General features: G+C 65.2%; 2 protein-coding genes. Both read left to right on the forward strand.

Annotation, left to right across the window (positions count from 1 at the left end):
* Positions 1-192: 192 nt before the first annotated feature.
* Positions 193-774, forward strand: coding sequence for a class I SAM-dependent methyltransferase (locus tag U1700_RS14905; protein WP_332753464.1), 582 nt, complete (start codon positions 193-195; stop codon positions 772-774).
* An 87-nt stretch (positions 775-861) separates the two neighbouring features.
* A partial coding sequence (locus U1700_RS14910) for an MFS transporter (RefSeq protein WP_332753465.1) occupies positions 862-1,221 on the forward strand: 360 nt, incomplete at its 3' end.

Below are 1,221 nucleotides of genomic sequence, written 5' to 3' on the forward strand. Positions count from 1 at the left end.
CAGCAGCGGAAGGGCGAGGGGGGAGCGGGACAGGATGGACATGGCGATAAACTCCTTACGCGTCCTGTGGGCCGAGATGGCTGGCCGGGGATTGTCGGCCTGCTATGCTTTAGCCACGCTGAATGTCCGCCTTTAACAGTTGGATGGCGCTGTCGGTGCCAGGGGCGCGGCAATACTGGAAGGAACCATGCGGTGACGACCGACACATCCGAAGGCTGGGATGCCGTTGCGAAGACGTTCATGGCGGTTCGTTCGGAGGTCGGTGCGAACATCGTTCGCCGCTGGGCGATGGACGCCTTCCCGCCATCGACGGCGATCCTCGACCTGGGTTGCGGCTCCGGAATGCCGATCGCGCGGGCGTTGGTCGACGAGGGCTTTTCAGTATGGGGGGGCGATGCGTCACCCTCACTCCTTGCCGCCTATCGCGCCCATTTTCCCGAAATGCCCGCCCTTTGCGAGCCGGTGCAGGGCAGCGAGCTATTCGGGCGACGCTTTGCCGGTGTCGTGGCGATCGGCCTGATCTTCCTGTTGGCGGAGCCCGATCAAGACAGGCTGCTGGAGAAGGTGGCGAAGGTGCTGGAACCGGGTGGACGCTTCCTGTTCAGTGCCCCGCATCAGCGATGCGAATGGCGCGACAGCCTGACCGGGCGCGTTTCCCGTTCGCTGGGGGCGTCGGCCTATGCGGAACGGTTGCAGGCGTGCGGGCTGGTTCTGGCCGATCGCCTGACCGATGAAGGACAGAATCATTATTACGACGCGGTGAAACCCGGCTGACCTTGGAAGTCGGAAGGGCAACCATGAGGCGGCCGCCGGGTTTTCCCGGTTTCCCTCTCCGTCCATCTCCCCTATGTGGCAGCCATCATGTCCGAATCCCGTTCCGTTGATCCGGTGACGCCCGTCACCGCCGAGCCCCCCGGTGCGCCCATCGGCTTTGTCGAGTTCGTTCTGCTGATCGCGGCGCTGATGGCGTTGACCGCGTTGGGAATCGATTCGATGCTGCCCGCGCTGCCTGCCATCGGGGAAGCGCTGGGGGCGCCGCCTGCTGCGCGGCCGTTCGTCGTCACGGCGTTTCTGATCGGTTTCGGCGTGGCGCAGCTGGTGCATGGGCCGCTGGCCGATCGCTATGGACGGCGGCGGGTGCTGATCGTCGCGCTCGTCATCTACATCATCGCCAACGGGGCGTCGGCGGTGGCGGGCAGCTTTACCCTGTTGCTGGTCGCG

The sequence above is a fragment of the Sphingomonas sp. RB1R13 genome, from assembly GCF_036663775.1.
Lineage (GTDB): Bacteria > Pseudomonadota > Alphaproteobacteria > Sphingomonadales > Sphingomonadaceae > Sphingomicrobium.